Raw genomic sequence first — 20803 nt, 5'->3', positions numbered from 1 at the left:
TACAGGAGGCTCTCGGTAGAATCGAACGGTTGACCTCAGGAGGAATGCATGCGGATCACGGGACTCGGCCACGCCGGGATGTTCATCGAGACGGCGGGCGGGAACATCATCTGCGACCCCGTGCTCGGACCCTCCTTCTTCGGCTCGTGGTTCCCGTTCCCCGACAATCGGGGGCTCGACTGGGAGCGCTTCGGTCGCGACGCCGACTTCCTCTACATCTCGCACCGGCACCGTGACCACTTCGACCCGAAGCTGCTCGAGCGGTACATCCGGAAAGACATCGAGGTACTCCTTCCGGAGTACCCCATCGACGACCTCGAGCGCGACATCCGTGCCCTCGGCTACACGAACATCACCTATGCCCCGGCCGGTGAGATCATCGAGCGCGGTGAGCTGAAGATCATGATCACGCCGCTCCGAGCCCCGAGCGACGGGCCCATCGGTGACTCCTCGCTGAGCGTCGACGACGGTACGGGGTCGGTGCTGAACCAGAACGACTCGCACCCGCTCGACCTCGAGAAGCTGCTGCACTTCGGCAAGCCGGACGCGTACTTCACCCAGGTGTCCGGCGCCATCTGGTGGCCGATGGTCTACGACCTGCCGATGGACGCCAAGCAGAACTTCGCGAAGCTGAAGCGCGACGCGCAGAACAAGCGGGCGATGTACTACATCGAGAAGGTCGACGCCCCGCATGTCTTCCCGATGGCCGGGCCGCCCATGTTCCTGCGCGACGACCTGTTCGACTTCAACGGGGTCGGACGCAACGGCGAATCGATCTTCACGGATCAGAAGCAGTTCCTCGCCCACATGCGCGAGTTGACGCCCCAGTACGACGGTCAGCTCTTCGTGCCGGGCACCCTCGTGACCGTCGAGAACGGCGCGGTCACGACCGAGCAGACCCTCTACACCGAGGCCGAGCTCGCGCACATCTTCGATGAGAAGTGGGACTACCTCGAGGAGCAGCGCGCCACCCGTCAGCAGGAGATCCGCGACGAGGAGGCCTCCCGAGCGGAGGTGATGCCGGCGCAGGAGATGCTGGAGGAGCTCAAGGCGTGGTGGGAGCCGCTGCTGAAGAAGTCGCGCACGATCCGGCTCGGGGTCGGCGGGAACGTCCGATTCCGGATCGGCGACCTCGACATGGTGGTGGACTTCCCGCGCGCCAAGGTCCGTGAGTACGCAGGCGAGGAGTGCATCTACTGGTACACGATCCCCGCCGACCTCGTCTCGACGAACATCCGCGACCGCGAGATCGACTGGTCGAACTCGATCTTCCTCTCGATGCAGTTCCAGGTGGGGCGCAGCGGCAAGTTCAACGAGTTCCTCACGACGTTCCTCAAGTGCCTGTCGGTCGACCGCATCGAGTACGTGGAGAACTGGTACCAGGAGCAGACCGATCAGACGGAGGACGCCGAGATCGGCGACTGGGTCGTGCAGAGGCGCTGCCCGCATCTCCGGGCCGACCTCACGAAGACCGGAAAGGTCGACGAGGACGGCATCCTCACGTGCAGCATGCACGACTGGAAGTGGGACCTGAAGACCGGTCGGTGCCTTTCGACCACCGGTCACCCGATCCGTTCGAAGAAGATCGACGAGGTCACCGACGCCGTCTATCGAGAGGCCAGCTGAGAGACGGACCCGTCGCCTCCGATAGGGTGGAGGGGCAAGCAACCTTTAACACCGTCCTGTGAGGCGGAGAAGGGAGCGGCTGATGGGCGCACGAACCGTGCTGCACGACGCCGATATCACGCGGGCATTGACCCGCATCGCGCATGAGATCCTCGAGTCGAATCGGGGAGCGGAGGACCTCGTCCTGCTGGGCATTCCGACCCGCGGGGTGGCTCTCGCCCAGCGCCTCGCCCGTCTGATCGACGAGATCGCTCAGACGTCGGTGCCCGTCGGGGCTCTCGACGTCACGCTGTTCCGCGACGACCTGGCGAAGCACCCGACCCGGTCTCCCCATCCGACGGACATCCCCGCCGGGGGCGTCGACGGCCGCACCGTCGTGCTCGTCGACGACGTGCTGTTCTCCGGCCGCAGCATCCGCGCCGCCCTCGACGCCCTGCAGTCGATCGGGCGTCCGGCTGCCGTCCGCCTCGCGATCCTCGTGGACCGCGGGCATCGTGAGCTGCCCGTCCGACCGGACTTCGTCGGCAAGAACATCCCGTCGTCGCGTCAGGAGCGCGTGAACGTGCGCCTGCGCGAATACGACGGCGCCGAGGAGGTGACGATCGAGGCATGAGGCATCTGCTCGACACCCGCACCCTCGACCGCGCGACCGCCCTTCGCATCCTCGACGTCGCGGAGGACATGTCCGACACGCAGTCGCGCGAAGTCAAGAAGCTCCCGACCCTGCGCGGCAAGACCGTCGTGAACCTCTTCTTCGAGGACTCGACCCGCACCCGGATCTCGTTCGAGGCTGCGGCCAAGCGTCTCTCCGCCGACGTGATCAACTTCGCCGCCAAGGGGTCGAGCGTCTCGAAGGGCGAGAGCCTGAAGGACACCGCGCAGACGCTGCAGGCCATGGGCGCGGATGCCGTCGTCATCCGGCACCACGCCTCCGGCGCCCCGCAGACGCTCGCGACGAGCGGCTGGATCTCCGCCGGAGTCGTGAACGCCGGCGACGGCACGCACGAGCATCCGACTCAGGCGCTGCTCGATGCGTTCACCATCCGCAAACGCCGTTTCGGCGCTGAGAGCCGCGGGCGCGATCTGTCGGGCATCCACGTCGTGATCGTGGGCGACGTGCTGCACTCCCGCGTCGCACGGTCGAACGTCTGGCTGCTCACAACTCTCGGCGCCGAGGTGACGCTCGTGTCGCCCCCGACTCTCGTGCCGCAGAACGTGTCGTTGTGGCCGGTGCGGGTCGTCTACGACCTCGACGAGGCGCTGGCCGCCGAGCCGGATGCGGTCATGATGCTGCGAATCCAGCTGGAGCGGATGAATGCCGCGTATTTCCCGACTGAGCGGGAGTATTCCCGCCGGTGGGGGCTCGATGCACGGCGCGTTGCCGCTCTGCCGGACGATAGCATTGTCATGCATCCCGGACCCATGAACCGCGGGTTGGAGATCTCCTCCGAGGCCGCCGATTCGCCGCGCTCCACCGTGCTGGAGCAGGTCACGAACGGGGTGTCCATCCGGATGGCAGTGCTGTACCTGCTCCTTGCGGGCGAAAGAGACGACGAACGAGGGGGAGACCTGTGAGCGAGACCCTCGTCATCACCGGCGCAGAACTTCTCGGCGCCGAGAGCGCCGACATCATCGTGCAGGACGGGCGGATCGCCGAGATCGGCTCCGGACTGCAGCGTTCGGGCGCTCGCGTCATCGATGCGTCCGGGCTGGTCGCCCTGCCCGGCCTCGTCGATCTGCACACCCACCTCCGTGAGCCGGGCTACGAGGCCTCCGAGACGATCCTCACCGGCACGCGGGCCGCTGCGGCCGGCGGGTTCACGGCCGTCTTCGCGATGCCGAACACCTCGCCGGTCGCCGACACGGCCGGCGTCGTCGAGCAGGAGCTCGCGCTCGGCGAGGCCGCCGGCTACGCCACAGTGCAGCCCATCGGCGCGGTCACCGTGGGGCAGAAGGGCGAGCGGCTCGCAGAGCTCGGAGCCATGGCGACGTCACGCGCCAGGGTGCGGGTGTTCAGCGACGACGGCTTCTGCGTGTTCGACCCGCTCATCATGCGACGCGCCCTCGAGTACGTGAAGTCGTTCGACGGCGTGATCGCGCAGCACGCGCAGGACCCCCGTCTGACCGAGGGCGCCCAGATGAACGAGGGCACCGTCTCCGCAGAACTGGGACTGGCCGGGTGGCCGGCCGTCGCGGAGGAGTCGATCATCGCCCGCGACGTGCTGCTCGCCGAGCACGTCGGATCGAGGCTGCACGTCTGCCACCTGTCGACAGCGGGATCCGTCGACATCATCCGGTGGGCGAAGAAGCGGGGGATCGCGGTGACGGCCGAGGTCACGCCGCACCACCTGCTCCTCACCGACGAGCTGGTGCGAGGCTACGACGCGCGGTACAAGGTGAATCCGCCGCTCCGCCGCGAGGAGGACGTGCTCGCGGTGCGCGAGGGACTCGCCGACGGCACGATCGACATCGTCGCGACCGACCACGCTCCGCATCCGAGCGAGCACAAGGCGTGCGAGTGGCAGGCGGCGGCGAACGGCATGGTGGGTCTCGAGAGCGCTCTGCGCGTCGTGCACCAGTCGATGGTGCAGACCGGACTGATCGGCTGGAGCGACGTCGCGCGCGTCATGAGCGCCGCGCCCGCCCGCATCGGCCGCCTCGCCGGACACGGCACGCCGCTCGAGGTGGGAGCACCCGCACAGATCACCCTGTACGACGCGTCCGCAGCCGGCGTGTTCACGGCGGCAGACCTGCACGGTCGCAGCGCGAACTCGCCGTACCTCGGTCGTGAGCTGCCCGGCCGTGTCGAATACACGATCCACGGCGGCACGGTGACGGTGGAGTCCGGCTCGGTCGTCGAGGAGCTGCGCGCATGATCCCCAGGGACGTCGCGATCGCCGTGATGATCGCGCTGGCAGCGCTCGCGCTGCTGGCCATGCTCCTCGCCTGGCGGCGACGGCTCCGACGCGACGCGGGGCTCGCCGCCCCGCTCGGAGTGCCTGAGCACGCCGAGGTGCTCGACCGGCATCAGGTGCTGTACGTGTCGACCACGAAGCACGACCAGCCGCTCGAACGCCTCACGATGTCTCCGCTCGCCTATCGGGCGCGAGGCGAGGTCGCGGTGACCGACCGCGGTCTCGCCCTCTGCCTCGACGGCGCGCCGACGGTGTTCCTCGCCACCGAGCGTCTCGCCGGCGTGGACAGGGCCACCGTCACGATCGACCGCGTGGTCGAGCCGGGTGGTCTCGTGCGGGTCGCCTGGAACGCCGCCGACGACACGGTCGTCGATTCCTACCTTCGTGTCACCGATGGCGACCCGAAGAACTTCATCTCAGCATTGCAACGACTCGTCCCCGCGTCAGACGCCGGCGACGACATCACGACCGACACAGGAGAACAGTCATGACCTCCCTCCCCGAACCCGCCGTCCTGGTCCTCGAGGACGGTACCCGCCACACCGGCCGCGCCTACGGTGCGCTCGGCACCACGCTCGGCGAGGTCGTCTTCGCGACCGGAATGTCCGGCTACCAGGAGACGCTCACCGACCCGTCCTACGCCGGGCAGATCGTGCTGCAGACCGCGCCGCACATCGGCAACACCGGGATGAACGACGAAGACACCGAGTCGCGTCGCATCTGGGTGGCCGGCTACATCGTGCGCGACCCTTCGCGGGTGGTGTCGAACTGGCGGGCGAACGCCTCGCTCGACGAGATCCTCGTGCAGGACGGCATCGTCGGCATCAGCGGCATCGACACCCGCTCCATCACCCGCCACATCCGCTCCGCCGGTTCCATGCGCGGCGGCATCTTCTCGGGCGAGGCCGCGCATCTCGATGCCGATGAGCAGCTCCGCATCGTGCGGGAGGCCCCCCAGATGGCCGGGCAGAACCTCTCGGCGCAGGTCTCGGTCGACGTCGCGACGGTGACGGATGCCGTCGGCGAGAAGGTCGGCAACCTCGCCGTCCTCGACCTCGGCGTCAAGCAGGCCACGATCGACAACCTCGCTGCCCGCGGCTTCGAGGTGCACGTGCTGCCGCAGGACGTCACCATCGACGAGGTCCGCGCGATCGATCCCGTCGCCGTGTTCTACTCGAACGGCCCCGGCGACCCCGCGGCATCCGGCGACCACGTCGAACTGCTCCGCTCCGTCCTCGACGACGGGCTGCCGTTCTTCGGCATCTGCTTCGGCAACCAGCTGCTCGGCCGCGCCCTCGGTCTCGGCACCTACAAGCTGCCGTTCGGCCATCGCGGCATCAATCAGCCGGTGCTCGACAAGCAGACAGGTCGGGTGGAGATCACCGCGCACAACCACGGGTTCGCGGTCGACGCCCCGCTCGACGGCTCGTTCGACAGCCCGCACGGGTACGGCAAGGTCGAGGTCAGCCACGTCGGCCTCAACGACAACGTGGTCGAGGGCCTGCGCGCCCTCGACATCCCCGCCTTCTCGGTGCAGTACCACCCGGAGGCAGCGGCCGGTCCGCACGACGCCAACTACCTCTTCGACCGCTTCCGCGAGATGGTCATCGCGAACAAGAAGGACGCTCAGTAATGCCCAAGCGCGACGACATCAACTCCGTTCTCGTCATCGGTTCCGGTCCGATCGTCATCGGTCAGGCTTGCGAGTTCGACTACTCCGGCACTCAGGCCTGCCGCGTCCTCCGCGAGGAGGGAGTCCGCGTCATCCTCGTGAACTCGAACCCCGCGACGATCATGACCGACCCCGACTTCGCCGACGCGACGTACATCGAGCCGATCACCCCCGAGGTCATCGAGACGATCATCGCCAAGGAGAAGCCCGACGCGATTCTGCCGACCCTCGGCGGTCAGACCGCTCTGAACGCGGCGATGGCTCTCGACGAGCGCGGCATCCTCGCCAAGTACGGCGTCGAGCTCATCGGCGCCAAGGTCGATGCGATCAAGAAGGGCGAGGACCGTCAGGTCTTCAAGGAGCTCGTGCTCGAAGCCGGCGCCGACGTCGCCAAGAGCGTCATCGCGCACACGATGGACGACCTGCTGGCCGGCGCCGAGAAGCTCGGGTACCCGCTCGTCGTCCGGCCGTCCTTCACGATGGGCGGTCTGGGGTCGGGCTTCGCCTACGACGAGGAGGACCTTCGTCGCATTGGCGGCGCGGGTCTGCGCGATTCCCCGACGACCGAGGTGCTCCTGGAGGAGTCCATCCTCGGCTGGAAGGAGTACGAGCTCGAGCTCATGCGCGACACGGCCGACAACACCGTCGTCGTCTGCTCGATCGAGAACGTCGACCCCGTGGGGGTGCACACGGGCGACTCGATCACGGTCGCTCCCGCGCTGACGCTCACCGACCGCGAGTACCAGAAGATGCGCGACATCGGCATCGACATCATCCGCGCCGTCGGAGTCGACACCGGCGGGTGCAACATCCAGTTCGCGGTCGACCCGACGAACGGGCGCATCATCGTCATCGAGATGAACCCGCGTGTCTCCCGCTCCAGCGCCCTCGCCTCGAAGGCGACCGGGTTCCCGATCGCCAAGCTCGCGGCGAAGCTCGCACTGGGCTACCGCCTCGACGAGATCCCCAACGACATCACCGGCGTCACTCCCGCCAGCTTCGAGCCGACGCTCGACTACGTGGTCGTGAAGGTCCCGCGCTTCGCGTTCGAGAAGTTCCCGGCCGCCGACGCCACCCTCACCACGACCATGAAGTCGGTGGGCGAGGCCATGGCGATCGGCCGCAACTACGCCACCGCCCTCCAGAAGGCGCTGCGCTCGCTCGAGAAGCGCGGCTCCAGCTTCCACTGGGGTGACGAGAAGCGGTCTGTCGAGGAGCTCCTCGAGATCGCGAAGATCCCGACCGACGGGCGCATCGTCACTCTGCAGCAGGCGCTGCGCAAGGGCGCCACGGTCGAGCAGGCCTTCGAGTCGACGGCGATGGACCCCTGGTTCCTCGACCAGATCGTGCTGATCAACGAGGTCGCCGACATCGTGCGCGCGGCACCGGAGCTCGACGCGGCCACCCTGCGCTACGCCAAGGAGCACGGCTTCTCCGACGCGCAGCTCGCGCAGCTGCGCGGCGAGACGGAGGCGGAGATCCGTGGAGTGCGGCACGGTCTCGGCATCCGTCCCGTGTACAAGACGGTCGACACGTGCGCCGGCGAGTTCCCCGCTCTCACGCCGTACCACTACTCGAGCTACGACTTCGAGACCGAGGTCCAGCCGTCGGAGCGCACCAAGGTCGTCATCATCGGCTCGGGCCCCAACCGGATCGGTCAGGGCGTCGAGTTCGACTACTCGTGCGTGCACGCCTCGTTCGCGCTGTCGGACGCAGGCTTCGAGACCGTCATGGTCAACTGCAACCCGGAGACCGTGTCGACCGACTACGACACCTCGGACCGCCTGTACTTCGAGCCGCTGACGCTCGAGGACGTCCTCGAGGTGCTCGACGCGGAGGCGGCGAGCGGCACGATCCTCGGTGTGGTCTGCCAGCTGGGCGGTCAGACGCCGCTCGGGCTGGCGAAGGGCATCGAGGCGGCCGGCTACACGGTGCTGGGGACCAGCCCCGAGGCGATCGACATCGCCGAGGAGCGCGAACTCTTCTCCCAGCTGCTGGACTCCGCTGGTCTGCTGGCACCGCGTCACGGCACGGCGATCGACGTCGACGGCGCCGTGGCCGTGGCCGAGGAGATCGGCTATCCCGTGCTGGTGCGTCCGAGCTTCGTGCTCGGCGGCCGCGGCATGGAGATCGTGTACTCCACCGAATCGCTGCGCGACTACTTCGTCCGCACCGCCGACGAGGTCGTCATCGAGGAGGGCAAGCCGCTGCTCGTCGACAGGTTCCTCGACGACGCGATCGAACTCGACGTCGACGCCCTGTACGACGGCACCGACCTCTTCATCGGCGGCGTGATGGAGCACCTGGAGGAGGCCGGCATCCACTCCGGCGACTCCAGCTGCACCCTGCCCCCGGTGTCGCTGGGTCGCAGCGACGTCGACCGCGTCCGCGAGGCGACCCTCGCCATCGCGAAGGGCGTCGGCGTGCGCGGCCTGCTCAACGTGCAGTTCGCGATCAGCGCCGGCGTGCTCTACGTCATCGAGGCGAACCCGCGGGCCAGTCGCACGGTGCCGTTCGTGTCGAAGGCCCTCGGCATCCCGATGGCCAAGGCCGCGAGCCGCGTCATGGCGGGCGCGACCATCGCCGAGCTCCGTGCCGAGGGCATGCTGCCCGAGCAGGACGGCTCGCGCGTTCCCCTCGACGCCCCGGTGTCGGTGAAGGAGGCCGTGCTGCCCTTCAAGCGGTTCCGGACCGCCGACGGGAAGACGGTCGACTCCGTGCTGGGCCCGGAGATGCGCTCGACGGGTGAGGTGATGGGCATCGACCGCGACTTCCCCACGGCGTTCGCGAAGAGCCAGGCTGCCGCCTACGGTGGGATGCCGACCTCGGGCACCGTGTTCATCTCGGTCGCGGACTCCGACAAGCGTGCCGTCATCCTGCCGGCCCACCGCCTGCAGCAGCTGGGATTCACCATCGTGGCCACCGAGGGCACGGCGGAGATCCTCTCGCGCAACGGCATCGCCGTCACCGTGGTCGAGAAGTACAGCGACACGCAGGAGTCCGGCGCGCGGAACATCGTCGACCTGATCAACGACGGCGAGATCGACATCGTCGTGAACACGCCGTCGGGGGGTGCGGCGCGTGCGGACGGCTACGAGATCCGGGCCGCGGCGGTCGCCGCCGACAAGGCCCTGTTCACCACGATGGCCGTGCTGGGCGCTGCGGTGAGCGGAATGGATGCCGCGCACGAGGGCTTCCAGGTCAAGAGCCTGCAGGAGTACGCGCTCGATCGGAAGGCCGCAGTGTGACCACTCCGTTCGGTGAACGGGTCCGCGCCGTCCTGAACGAGCGCGGCCCGCTCTGCGTCGGCATCGATCCGCATGCTGCCCTTCTCGACGCCTGGGGCCTCGGGCAGGATGCGGCGGGCACGCGGGAGTTCGGCCTCCGCGTGGTCGAGGCGACCGCGGGACGGGCGGGTGTCGTCAAGCCGCAGGTGTCGTTCTTCGAGCGGTTCGGATCCGCGGGTTTCGCCGCGCTGGAGGATGTTCTCGCTGCGGCGCGGGCGGCGGGTCTGGTCGTGATCGCCGATGCCAAGCGCGGAGACATCGGCACGACCATGGACGCCTACGCGTCAGCATGGCTCGCACCCGGGTCGGCGTTCGAAGCCGACGCGCTCACCGTGAACCCGTTCCTCGGGGTCGGCGCGCTCGACGGCACGTTCGATCTCGCGCAGGCGCACGGCAAGGGCGTCTTCGTGCTGGCGGCGACCAGCAACCCCGAGGCGGAGCCGCTGCAGCGGTCGCAGTCGGAGACGGGGCGCTCGGTATCCGCCGACATCGTCTCGGTCGTGTCGGCGCGCAACGCGGAACGGGGCCGCACGGGGGAGTGGGGGAGCATCGGCTTCGTGATCGGTGCGACCGTCGACTGGACGGATGCCGGACTCGCGGCCTTCTCACCGGCCGCCCCCATCCTGGCGCCGGGGTTCGGTGCGCAGGGCGCATCGCCCGCCGACCTGCATCGTCGCTTCGGCTCGATGAGCCCCGCCGTCATCGCGAGCGAGAGCCGCAGCATCCTCACGGCTGGGCCGCACGGGCTCGCCGACGCCATCGAGGCGCGCGTCGCCGAGTACAGAGAGGTCAGCCGTGGCTGAGGCTCGTCCCGTTCCCGAGGTCGATCGCGCGGCCGCCGCCCGCAAGGCCGTGGAGCGCCGCCGCGCCCGGGCGGCGCTGAAGCGCGACCTCACCATGCGCGTGACGACTCCGCAGAGCGTGCTCGCCCGTGCGAGCGCCGATCCCGATTCGGTCGAGGGGTCGATGCGCATCACCGACTTCCTCCTCGCGCTCCCGGCCATCGGTGCGAGCAAGCGCGATCGCATCCTCGCCGACCTCGGGATCTCTCCCGTCAAGCGACTCGGCGGCCTCGGGGTCCGGCAGCGCGTCTCGCTCTCGCGGTGGCTCGACGAGCGGTTCCCGGTGATCGTGCCCCGCGGCGGGCGCAGTAGACTCCTCGTGCTCGCCGGGCCGACCGCCGTCGGCAAGGGGACGGTCGCGGCGCACATCCGCGAGCACAATCCCGAGATCCACCTGTCGGTGTCGGCGACCACTCGCGCGCCCCGGCCCGGCGAGATCGACGGCGTGCACTACTACTTCGTCGACGATGCCGAGTTCGACCGCCTCATCGATGCCGGCGAGCTGCTCGAGTACGCGGTGGTGCACAACCGGTCCCGGTACGGGACCCCCCGTGCACCGATCGACGCCGCTCTGGCCGCAGGCAAGACCGTGCTGCTGGAGATCGACCTGCAGGGTGCGCGTCAGGTGCGCAAGGCCGAGCCGAGTGCGACACTGATCTTCCTGCTGCCGCCGACGTGGGACGAACTCGTCCATCGACTCGTCGGCCGGGGCACCGAGGGGCCGGAGGAGAGGGCACGCCGCCTGCGCACCGCGAAGGTCGAACTCGCCGCCCAGAACGAGTTCGATCACCTCGTCGTGAACGAGGACGTCGCCGCTGCGGCCGCCGAGGTCGTAGAATTGTCTTCAAGCTCTGCGCGCTGAGTCTTCTCGCGCGCCCATTGCGCCGTCTTCGCGACGAACCCGTCGCCTGATCAGGAGGTCACCATGGCCGGACACCACAACAAGGGCATCATCGATCCCCCCATCGACAACCTTCTCGACCGAGTGGACTCCAAGTACGAGCTCGTCATCTACGCGGCGAAGCGCGCTCGGCAGATCAACGACTACTACTCGGACCTGCACGAGGGAAATCTCTTCGACAACGTCGGCCCGCTCGTCGACTCCTCGGTCGAGGACAAGCCGTTGACCATCGCTCTGCACGAGATCAACGAGGACAAGCTCCGCCTGCGTCACGCAGAGTGACCTCCTATGTCCGTGCCGCCGGCTGATGTCGGCGGCACGGTTCACAATGGGATCATTCCCTGCACACCGATCGATCCCGTTCTGGAGCACCGATGAGCGCCCTGCGTCTGTTCACGTCCGAGTCCGTCACCGAGGGGCACCCGGACAAGATCTGCGACCAGATCTCGGACAGCATCCTCGACGGTCTCCTCGCGAAGGACCCCGGCTCCCGTGTCGCGGTCGAGACCCTCGTGACGACCGGACTCGTGCACGTCGCCGGCGAGATCCGCACCGAGGCCTACGTCGACATCCCGACGATCGTGCGCCAGGTCGTCAACGGCATCGGCTACACGTCGAGCGACACCGGATTCGACGGTGATTCGTGCGGCGTCAGCGTCTCGGTGGGGGAGCAGTCGTCCGACATCGCCCACGGCGTCGACAACGCGCAGGAGCATCGAGACGGCTCGTCGATCGATCCGCTCGACGGTCTCGGCGCCGGCGACCAGGGCATCATGTTCGGCTTCGCGACCGACGAGACGCCGCAGCTGATGCCGATGGCCGCCTGGACGGCTCACCGCATCGCGGAACGGCTCGCCGAGGTGCGCCGCTCGGGCGAGCTGCCTTTCCTCCGACCGGATGGCAAGACCCAGGTCACCCTGGGCTACGACGGGTTCACCCCGAAGACGGTCGACGCGATCGTGCTCTCCACGCAGCACAACCCCGAGATCTCCCAGGAGGAGCTGCAGGCCCGCGTGCGCGAGCACGTCATCGACCCGGTCCTCGCGACCACCGGGCTCGACCTCGACGACGTCACCTACTACATCAATCCGGCAGGGCCCTTCGTGACAGGGGGCCCCAAGGGCGACGCCGGTCTCACCGGACGCAAGATCATCATCGACACGTACGGCGGTGCCGCGCGCCACGGCGGTGGCGCCTTCAGCGGGAAGGACCCGTCGAAGGTCGACCGCTCGGGCGCCTATGCCACGCGGTGGGTCGCCAAGAACGCCGTCGCGGCCGGCCTCGCCGAACGCCTCGAGGTGCAGGTCGCCTACGCCATCGGGGTCGCACGACCCGTCGGCCTCTACGTCGAGACGTTCGGCACCGGCAAGGTCTCGGATGAGGCGATCACCCGCGCGATCCTCGATGTGTTCGACCTGCGCCCGCAGGCGATCATCGAACAGCTCGACCTGCTGCGACCGATCTACGCGCAGACCGCAGCCTACGGGCACTTCGGACGCGAGCTCCCCGAGTTCACGTGGGAACGGACCGACCGCGCCGAAGACCTGCGGCGGGCTGCCGGCCTCTGAGCGCGCGATGGTGACACAGAGCCGGCGCATCGCGCGTGTGCTCCTCGAATCGCCGCTGCCCCAACTCGACCGCCTGTTCGACTACGCGATCCCCGAGGAGCTCGGCGAGATCGGCACGGGTGTGCGCGTGCGCGTCCCCTTGCGGACGGCCGGGCGAGTGGTCGACGCCTACGTCGTGGAACTCGACATCGAGGACGACGCGGATCGACCGCTGTCGGAGATCGAGAGCGTCGTCTCGCCGGTCGCGGTGCTGCCGGATCGGCTGTACCGGCTGGCGCGACGCACCGCAGACCGGGCGGCCGGATCCGCCTCCGACATCCTCCGGCTCGTCATTCCCAAGCGACAGGTGCGCGTCGAGAAGTCGTGGACCGGCGACACCGACCCGCTGCGACCGTCGGATGCCGCCCGCGAGGCCGCGAGCGAGCTCGTCGACGCGTACGACGGACTCGACGCCGTGCTCGCACAGCGCGGACGCGCGGCGATCGAGGCGATCCCGCAGCAGCGCGATGACGTGCAGGGCTGGGCCGCGCTGCTCGCCGCGACGGCCACGATCATGCTCGACGGGGGAGCATCCAGCATCCTGGTCGTGCCCGACCATCGGGATCTCGACCGCCTGCTGACAGCGCTCGAAGGGGTGGCGCCCGAGGGTTCCGTGGTGCGGTACGACTCACGCCAGTCGAATCCCGATCGCTACCGGGCCTTCCTCCGTTCGCTGGAGGACGCGCCGTGCATCGTCGTCGGCAACCGGTCGGCCGTCTACGCACCCGTGCGGGCCGGACTGGTGGCGATCTGGGACGACGGTGATCCGCTGCTCGGAGAACCCCTGGCGCCGTACGTGAACGCGCGCGACGCGGCGCTGCTGAGGCAGGAGCAGGAGAGTTCCGCCCTGCTGTTCGCCGGGCACACCCGTACCACCGATGTGGAGCGGCTCGTCGCCCGCGGGTGGTTGCAGGACGTCCGGGCCCGCCGTCGCGTGATGCCCCGCGTGATCCTCAGCACGCCGCAGGAGATGGAGCAGCCGACCGCGCAGCGGATGCCCTCGTCCGCCTTCCTCTCGGCCCGCAACGCCGCGGCGGAGGGACCGGTCCTCATCCAGGTCTCCCGCCCTGGCTTCGCGCCGTCGCTCGTCTGCGCCGAGTGCCGCGCGCCCGCCCGCTGCCCCCATTGCGGTGGACCCCTCGGAGCCACGCACCGCGGCGCCGTCCCCGTCTGCGGCTGGTGCGGCCGGGGGGCGCGCGCCTGGAGCTGCCCGGTCTGCTCGTCGACCAAGCTGCGGCTCGCATCGTCTGGCAGCGAACGCACCGCCGATGAGCTGGGTCGCGCGTTTCCCGGCATCCGGGTGATCGTGGCCGACAGCGCCCACCCGGTCGAACGCGTGGCGGACAAGCCGGCGCTCGTCGTGGCGACGCGCGGAGCAGAACCGATCGCCGAGGGCGGATACCGCGCCGTCGTGCTGCTGGACGGCCCGCGGATGCTGCAGGCCCCCGACCTCCGCATCGGCGAGGCATGTCTGCGCTGGTGGTCGAACGCCGCGGCTCTCGCCGCTCCCGGCGCTCCGGTGCATCTCGTCGGGGTCGACGGCTCGGTCGCCCGCGCGCTGGCGACCTGGAACCAGGCGGGGTACGCCCGTGCAGAGCTCGCGGAGCGAGCGCCCCTGCACATGCCCCCGGCCGCCAGAGTCGCTCTCGTCGAGGGGTCGTCCGCCGCGATCGGGCGGGCGTTGGAATCGCTGCGCGAGCTCTCCCTCCCCGCCGACGCCGTGCTCGGACCCGTGCCGGTGGAGTCCGACGACATCCCGCCGAGGCTCAGGGCGCTGGTCCGCTTCGACTACGGCGCCGGCACGCGTGTGGCGATGGCGTTGCGTGCGGCTGTCGTCGCCGAGGCCGTCGCCGCGCGACGTGGCAAGGGCCGCTCGTCTCGGAGCACACTCTCGCTCCGCCTCGATATCCTCGATCCAGAGCTGTGACCGGTCGCGACCGATCCGGCACCCGTTCCACCCCCGTCTTCCCTCCGGAGCACCTTCATGCGTCTCGTCTTCGCCGGCACACCGTCGGCAGCCGTTCCCACACTCCGGCGTCTCGCCGCCGAGCATGAGATCCTCGCGGTCATCACGCGCCCCGACGCGCCGCTGGGCCGCAAGCGCATCCTCACGCCGTCTCCCGTCGCCCAGGCCGCCGTCGAACTCGGTCTGCCGATCATCAGGGCCGCTCGGCTCGACGATGAGGCGATGGCCCGCATCGCAGCGGTGAACCCCGAGCTCGGTGTCATCGTCGCGTACGGCGGATTGGTACGCGAACCGCTGCTGTCGACGCCGGACCGCGGATGGATCAACCTCCACTTCTCGTTGCTGCCCCGGTGGCGTGGCGCTGCGCCCGTGCAGCGCGCGCTCATCGCCGGCGACGAGACCCTCGGGGCCAGCGTGTTCCAGCTCGTGCCGGAGCTCGACGCCGGCGACGTCTTCGCGATGCGCGAGGCCGACATATCGCTCGATGCGACGGCGGATTCGGCGCTGGCGGCTCTTGCGACCTTCGGCGCCGACCTCACGTCCGAGGTGGTGTCGGGGATCGCCGCCGGCGCTCTGCACGCGGTGCCGCAGACCGGGGAGCCGACCCTCGCCCCGAAGCTCTCGCTCGACGACGGCGCCCTCGACTGGACGCAGCCGCTGGCGCAGGTCTTCGCCCGGTTCCGCGGCGTGACCCCGGAACCAGGGGCGCACACCACCGTGGGCGGCCAGCGCGTGAAAATCCTCGATGCTGCGCCCGGCGACGACGCCGACCTCGAGCCGGGGGAGCTCTCCGCGACCAAGACGGCCCTGCTCATCGGTACGGCAGATGCTCCCCTCGCCGTCGTGCGCGTCCAGCCGGCCGGCAAGGCACCGATGAACGCGACCGACTGGTGGCGCGGACTCCGCGACACCGAGGGATTGCGGGCGGGCGCATGAGCGGGCACGACGCGCGGCGCCGACCGGCTGACAGAGCCGCGCAGTCCGGCAGGGGTCGGGCTGGGTCGAGCGACCGGCGGAACGCAAGGGATCCGAGGCCTCAGCGCACCGTGCAGCCCGCGCGGCGCGTCGCGTACGACGTGCTCCGCGCCGTGGCGGAGTCGGATGCGTACGCGAACCTCATACTGCCGTCGGCCATCGCCCAGGCCGATCTCTCACCGCAGGACGCGGCTCTGGCCACGGAACTCGCGTACGGCACCTTGCGTCGACGGGGCACGTACGACGCCATCATCGGCGCGGCGGCCGACCGCCCCGTCGGGGACATCGACAGCGGAGTGCTCGATGCGCTGCGGCTCGCCACGCACCAGCTCCTCGCCACGCGGGTGGCGTCGCACGCGGCCGTGAACGAGTCCGTGAACCTGATCGCCGCCGAGCGGGGACGCGGTGCGGCCGGTTTCGCCAACGCCGTACTCCGCCGCATCGCCCGGGAGACGCCGGGGGAGTGGCAGACGCGGATCGAGGATGCCGCTCGGTCGGACGACGAGCGTCTCGCGCTGCGCACCGCGCACCCCGTGTGGGTCATCCGTGCGCTGCGTCGAGCCCTCGCGGCTGAAGGCCGATCGGATGAGCTCGACGCGCTCCTCGAGGCGGACAACGACTCGCCCGAGGTGACGCTCGTCGCGCTGCCGGGTCTCGCAGAGCCGGGCGAGCCGCGACGACCCTACGCGTCGACGGCCTTCGGGTCGCCCGGCGGTGACCCCCGCCGCGTGCTCCGCGCCTCAGGCGGGAAGGTACGTGTGCAGGACGAGGGTTCCCAACTGGTGGCCCTCGCTCTCACGGCGGCCGCTCCGATCCGGGCCGGCGAACGCTGGCTCGACCTCTGTGCCGGCCCCGGCGGCAAGACCGCACTGCTCGCGGCCATCGCGCACGATCACGACGTCGAGCTGCAGGCGAACGAGGTGGTGCCCGTGCGCGCGGGGCTGGTGCGCAACGCCTTGAAGGCCGTCCCGGGCCAGGTCGTCGTGCACGAGGAGGACGGACGAGTCCTCGCCGCGGAGCACCCGGCGGCTTTCGACCGCATCCTGGTCGACGCGCCGTGCACGGGTCTCGGCGCGCTCCGCAGGCGGCCGGAGGCACGCTGGCGGAAGACACCGGCGGATGTCGCCGATCTCGTACCTCTGCAGGTCGAACTCCTGACCTCGGCCATCGAGGCGCTGGCACCAGGGGGGATCGTCGCGTACGTCACGTGCTCGCCCCACCTCGCCGAGACCACGGGCGTCGTCCAGGATGTCCTGCGCGGGCGCACCGACGTCACCGAGCTCGATGCGCGCGCGGTGCTCGCGGAAGTCGCGCTGTCGCCGATCGACCTGGGCGCCGACGGCTCGGGTCGGGTGCAGCTGTGGCCGCATCGGCACGGCACGGACGCCATGTTCCTCGCGCTCCTGCAGCGCTCAGAATCGGACGGACGCGGCGCCTCTGCCGCAGAAGGAGACGACACCCGTGGACCTGCCTGACGCCCCGCGCATCAATCCCAGCATCCTCGCCGCGGACTTCGTGAACATGCAGCGCGACCTCGCGAAGATCTCGACAGCGGACTTCGCACACGTCGACGTCATGGACAACCACTTCGTCCCGAACCTGACTTTCGGTCCGCAGATGGTCGAGCGCATCCAGGCGACGAGCCCGATCCCGCTCGACGTGCACCTCATGATCACCGATCCGGATCGGTGGGCACCCGATTATGCCGAGCTGGGCGCGGCGAGTGTGACCTTCCACCTCGAGGCGGCGGCCGACCCCATCTCACTCGCGCGCCGGCTCCGGAGCATGGGTGCGCGGGCGGGGGTGGCGATCAAGCCGGACACTCCCGCTGACGGCCTGTACTCCGTGCTCGACGAGTTCGATCAGATCCTCGTCATGACGGTCGAGCCGGGCTTCGGGGGCCAGGGCTTCATGGCCGAGACCATGCCGAAGCTTCGAGCTCTCGCCGACGAGGCGAAGCGTCGCGGCTCGACGGTCTGGCTGCAGGTCGACGGCGGGATCTCCGACTCCACCATCGAGCAGGCCGCCGCAGCCGGTGCCGACACGTTCGTCGCGGGGTCCGCCGTCTACGGCGCCGACGACGTGGAAGCGGCCGTCAACCGGCTCAGGGACCGCGCGCGAGCCGCTAGCCTGGAATCGTGAAGACTTTCGACGAACTGTTCGCCGAGCTCAGCCGCAAGGCCGAGACCCGCCCCGAGGGGTCGGGCACGGTCGCGGAGCTCGACGGCGGCGTGCACACGATCGGCAAGAAGATCGTCGAGGAGGCCGCCGAGGTCTGGATGGCGTCGGAGTACGAGTCCGACGACGCCGCGGCCGAGGAGATCTCGCAGCTGCTGTACCACGTGCAGGTGATGATGATCGCGAAGGGCCTGAGCCTGCAGGACGTCTACCGACATCTGTGATGCGCCCCGCCCCCTCCACTCCCAACTGAAGGCTGTTCATGCTGCGCATCGCCGTTCCCAACAAGGGGTCTCTGTCGGAGACCGCCGCCGAGATGCTCGCGGAGGCCGGCTACGCCGGTCGTCGTGACACCAAGACCCTCCACGTGATCGACGCCGACAACGGCGTCGAGTTCTTCTTCCTGCGTCCGAAGGACATCGCGACGTATGTCGGATCCGGGGCCATCGACGTCGGCATCACCGGGCGGGACCTGCTCCTCGACGCCCGCATGCCCGGCGCCCGCGAGATCGAGGCACTGGGCTTCGCCGGATCGACGTTCCGCTTCGCGGCCCCGGCCGGGCGCTACACCGACGTGTCGCAGCTCGACGGCCTGCGCGTCGCGACCTCGTACCCCGGGCTCGTGGACTCGTTCCTCGACGAGCGGGGCATCGCCGTCGACCTCGTGCCGCTCGACGGCGCGGTCGAGTCGGCCGTGCAGCTCGGGGTAGCCGACGCCGTCGCCGACGTCGTCGAGACCGGCACGACGCTGCGGCAGGCGGGTCTCGACGTCTTCGGGCCCGTGATCCTCGAGTCGGAGGCCGTGCTGATCGCAGGCCCCCACGATGCCGAGGGTTCCGAGACGCTGCTGCGGCGGCTCCGCGGCGTGATGGTCGCGCGACGTTTCGTCATGATCGACTACGACCTGCCCGTCGCTCTGCTCGACGACGCGGTGAAGGTCGCCGGGGGCATCGAGTCTCCGACGGTCTCCCCGCTGCGCGACCCGGAGTGGGTCGCGGTGCGCGTCATGGTCGCACGGTCGCGCGTCAACCCGGTGATGGATGAGCTGTACGCCCTCGGCGCCCGGGCCATCCTCGTGACCGCTATCCACAACGCGAGGCTCTGATGACGCTCGCGAGCCGCGTCATTCCCTGTCTCGACGTCGCCGCTGGACGCGTGGTCAAGGGCGTGAACTTCGAGAACCTCCGCGACATGGGCGACCCCGTGGAACTCGCTCGTCATTACGCCGCACAAGGGGCGGACGAGATCACGTTCCTCGACGTGACGGCGACCGTCGACGCACGTGCCACGACGTACGACGTGGTCCAGCGCACCGCCGAGCAGGTCTTCGTGCCGCTCACGGTGGGCGGGGGAGTGCGCTCGGTCGACGACGTGGCGCGCCTGCTCGCGGTCGGCGCCGACAAGATCGGCGTGAACTCCGCGGCGATCGCCCGGCCCGACCTCTTGGGTGAGATCGCGGATCGCTTCGGCGCACAGGTTCTCGTCCTGTCGCTCGACGTCAAGCGCGCCGATACGACCAGCTCGGGGTTCGTGGTCACCACGCACGGAGGCCGGACCCAGACCACCCTGGATGCTCTCGACTGGGCACGGGAGGCGGCGGAGCGGGGCGCGGGCGAACTGCTCGTGAACTCGATCGACGCCGACGGGACCCGCGACGGATTCGACCTCGAACTGGTCGGGCTGATGCGCGAGGTGGCGGCGGTGCCCGTGATCGCCTCGGGCGGCGCCGGTGCGGTCGAGCACTTCGCTCCGGCCATCAAGGCGGGGGCGGATGCCGTGCTCGCCGCGAGCGTGTTCCACACCGGCGCGCTGACGGTGGGGGATGTGAAGGACGCGCTGCGCGCGGAGGGGGTCGTGGTGCGATGAGCTCGGTCGACGAACGGATCTCGCAGGTCGTCTTCAACGACGACGGCCTCACGCCGGCGATCGTCCAGCAGTGGGACACGGGCGAGGTGCTGATGCTCGCCTGGATGGATGCCGAGGCGCTGCGCCGCACGCTCACCTCTGGTCGCGCGGTGTACTGGTCGCGCTCGCGCCGCGAATACTGGCGCAAGGGCGACACCTCAGGCAACATCCAGGTCGTGCGCGAGGCACGACTGGACTGCGACGGAGACGCCATCCTGCTGCGGGTGGACCAGACGGGTCCCGCCTGCCACACGGGAACACGCACGTGCTTCGACACGACCGACCTCGACGCCGTCGACGGAGGCGCGGGCGCATGAATCTCGCGCGACGCGGGCGCTCGATCGCTGTGCTCGGTTTCCTCCTCTCGGGAGCGATCGGCATCATCTCCTCGACGCAGACCTGGCTGACGGCGGAGCGAGCGGATGCCGGTGAGGCGATCCTCGTCCCCGGGGCCTCTGCTCTGCCGCTCCTCGCGCCGCTCAGCCTGGCGGTGCTCGCGCTGGGGCTCGCGATGTCGATCGTCGGTCCGGTGCTGCGCCTGGTCTTCGGAGTGCTCGGCGCGGCGTCCGCCGTCTTCCTCGGCTGGACCACGCTGCAGCTGCTCGTCACCGAGCCTGTGTCCGCCGTCGCCCCCACGGTCACCGAGACGACGGGTCTCGCGGGCAGCGCCGCCATCGCCGACGTGGTCGTCGGCATCGAGCGCTCCGCCTGGCCGGCGATCGCCCTCGTGGGGTGGATCGTGCTGCTCGCCGCCGCCGTCGTCGTGCTGATGACGTGGCGCCGGTGGAAGCGGGGCGGGCGGCGCTTCCGCACCGACGCGCCGCATGCGACCGAGACCGCAGGCCCCGTCGACGCGATCGATTCGTGGGACGACCTGTCGCGCGGCACCGATCCGACGCGCTGACCCCGGTAGACTTGACCCGATCCCG

At 69.7% G+C, this 20803-nt stretch carries 20 protein-coding genes; all 20 read left to right on the top strand.

Features of this window, described 5'->3' with window-relative positions; all coding sequences use genetic code 11:
- Nucleotides 1-48: 48 nt before the first annotated feature.
- Nucleotides 49-1626, top strand: a complete 1578-nt coding sequence (locus FSY98_RS16335) for a Rieske 2Fe-2S domain-containing protein (RefSeq protein WP_144877665.1) — start codon at nucleotides 49-51, stop codon at nucleotides 1624-1626.
- Nucleotides 1627-1708: 82 nt separating this feature from the next.
- Nucleotides 1709-2239, top strand: coding sequence for a bifunctional pyr operon transcriptional regulator/uracil phosphoribosyltransferase PyrR (gene pyrR, locus FSY98_RS16330; RefSeq protein ID WP_144877664.1), 531 nt, complete (start codon nucleotides 1709-1711; stop codon nucleotides 2237-2239).
- Complete coding sequence (locus tag FSY98_RS16325; protein ID WP_144877663.1) at nucleotides 2236-3201, top strand: aspartate carbamoyltransferase catalytic subunit; 966 nt, start codon at nucleotides 2236-2238, stop codon at nucleotides 3199-3201. Before pyrR ends, FSY98_RS16325 begins: the two co-directional genes overlap by 4 nt.
- Complete coding sequence (locus tag FSY98_RS16320) at nucleotides 3198-4502, top strand: dihydroorotase (protein WP_144877662.1); 1305 nt, start codon at nucleotides 3198-3200, stop codon at nucleotides 4500-4502. The genes FSY98_RS16325 and FSY98_RS16320 overlap by 4 nt, the downstream gene beginning before the upstream one ends.
- The gene (locus tag FSY98_RS16315) at nucleotides 4499-5032 is read left to right on the top strand and encodes a hypothetical protein (RefSeq protein WP_144877661.1); all 534 of its coding nucleotides are present in this window, start codon (nucleotides 4499-4501) and stop codon (nucleotides 5030-5032) included. The genes FSY98_RS16320 and FSY98_RS16315 overlap by 4 nt, the downstream gene beginning before the upstream one ends.
- A complete protein-coding gene (gene carA, locus FSY98_RS16310; protein ID WP_144877660.1) occupies nucleotides 5029-6174 on the top strand; it encodes a glutamine-hydrolyzing carbamoyl-phosphate synthase small subunit in 1146 nt (381 codons plus the stop codon). The genes FSY98_RS16315 and carA overlap by 4 nt, the downstream gene beginning before the upstream one ends.
- Nucleotides 6174-9461, top strand: a complete 3288-nt coding sequence (carB, locus tag FSY98_RS16305) for a carbamoyl-phosphate synthase large subunit (RefSeq protein ID WP_144877659.1) — start codon at nucleotides 6174-6176, stop codon at nucleotides 9459-9461. The genes carA and carB overlap by 1 nt, the downstream gene beginning before the upstream one ends.
- Complete coding sequence (pyrF, locus tag FSY98_RS16300; protein WP_144877658.1) at nucleotides 9458-10303, top strand: orotidine-5'-phosphate decarboxylase; 846 nt, start codon at nucleotides 9458-9460, stop codon at nucleotides 10301-10303. Before carB ends, pyrF begins: the two co-directional genes overlap by 4 nt.
- Nucleotides 10296-11204, top strand: a complete 909-nt coding sequence (gene gmk / locus FSY98_RS16295; RefSeq protein ID WP_144877657.1) for a guanylate kinase — start codon at nucleotides 10296-10298, stop codon at nucleotides 11202-11204. The genes pyrF and gmk overlap by 8 nt, the downstream gene beginning before the upstream one ends.
- Nucleotides 11205-11267: 63 nt before the next feature.
- Entirely contained in the window at nucleotides 11268-11525 is a 258-nt protein-coding gene (gene rpoZ, locus FSY98_RS16290) for a DNA-directed RNA polymerase subunit omega (RefSeq protein ID WP_045258544.1), read from the top strand.
- A gap of 92 nt (nucleotides 11526-11617) precedes the next feature.
- Nucleotides 11618-12811 (top strand): methionine adenosyltransferase, encoded by a 1194-nt coding sequence (gene metK / locus FSY98_RS16285; protein WP_144877656.1) that lies wholly within the window; start codon nucleotides 11618-11620, stop codon nucleotides 12809-12811.
- 7 nt (nucleotides 12812-12818) lie between these two features.
- Nucleotides 12819-14777, top strand: a complete 1959-nt coding sequence (locus tag FSY98_RS16280; RefSeq protein WP_144877655.1) for a primosomal protein N' — start codon at nucleotides 12819-12821, stop codon at nucleotides 14775-14777.
- 57 nt (nucleotides 14778-14834) lie between these two features.
- Entirely contained in the window at nucleotides 14835-15752 is a 918-nt protein-coding gene (fmt, locus tag FSY98_RS16275; RefSeq protein ID WP_144877654.1) for a methionyl-tRNA formyltransferase, read from the top strand.
- A 110-nt stretch (nucleotides 15753-15862) separates the two neighbouring features.
- Nucleotides 15863-17266 (top strand): RsmB/NOP family class I SAM-dependent RNA methyltransferase, encoded by a 1404-nt coding sequence (locus tag FSY98_RS16270; protein WP_260857548.1) that lies wholly within the window; start codon nucleotides 15863-15865, stop codon nucleotides 17264-17266.
- The gene (rpe, locus tag FSY98_RS16265; RefSeq protein WP_144877652.1) at nucleotides 17253-17933 is read left to right on the top strand and encodes a ribulose-phosphate 3-epimerase; all 681 of its coding nucleotides are present in this window, start codon (nucleotides 17253-17255) and stop codon (nucleotides 17931-17933) included. The genes FSY98_RS16270 and rpe overlap by 14 nt, the downstream gene beginning before the upstream one ends.
- Nucleotides 17930-18193, top strand: a complete 264-nt coding sequence (locus tag FSY98_RS16260; RefSeq protein WP_144877651.1) for a phosphoribosyl-ATP diphosphatase — start codon at nucleotides 17930-17932, stop codon at nucleotides 18191-18193. Before rpe ends, FSY98_RS16260 begins: the two co-directional genes overlap by 4 nt.
- Before the next feature lie 38 nt (nucleotides 18194-18231).
- Nucleotides 18232-19074 (top strand): ATP phosphoribosyltransferase, encoded by an 843-nt coding sequence (gene hisG / locus FSY98_RS16255; RefSeq protein ID WP_144877650.1) that lies wholly within the window; start codon nucleotides 18232-18234, stop codon nucleotides 19072-19074.
- On the top strand, nucleotides 19074-19835 hold the full coding sequence (gene hisF, locus FSY98_RS16250) for an imidazole glycerol phosphate synthase subunit HisF (RefSeq protein ID WP_144877649.1): 762 nt from the start codon (nucleotides 19074-19076) through the stop codon (nucleotides 19833-19835). The genes hisG and hisF overlap by 1 nt, the downstream gene beginning before the upstream one ends.
- Nucleotides 19832-20191, top strand: a complete 360-nt coding sequence (gene hisI / locus FSY98_RS16245) for a phosphoribosyl-AMP cyclohydrolase (RefSeq protein WP_144877648.1) — start codon at nucleotides 19832-19834, stop codon at nucleotides 20189-20191. Before hisF ends, hisI begins: the two co-directional genes overlap by 4 nt.
- A complete protein-coding gene (locus FSY98_RS16240; RefSeq protein WP_144877647.1) occupies nucleotides 20188-20778 on the top strand; it encodes a Trp biosynthesis-associated membrane protein in 591 nt (196 codons plus the stop codon). The genes hisI and FSY98_RS16240 overlap by 4 nt, the downstream gene beginning before the upstream one ends.
- The last annotated feature ends 25 nt before the right edge of the window (nucleotides 20779-20803 follow it).

The sequence above is a fragment of the Microbacterium sp. 1.5R genome (assembly GCF_007667425.1).
Lineage (GTDB): Bacteria > Actinomycetota > Actinomycetes > Actinomycetales > Microbacteriaceae > Microbacterium.
Note: the sequence above shows the minus strand (reverse complement) of the source record. Positions and strands in the feature narration are given on the sequence as shown.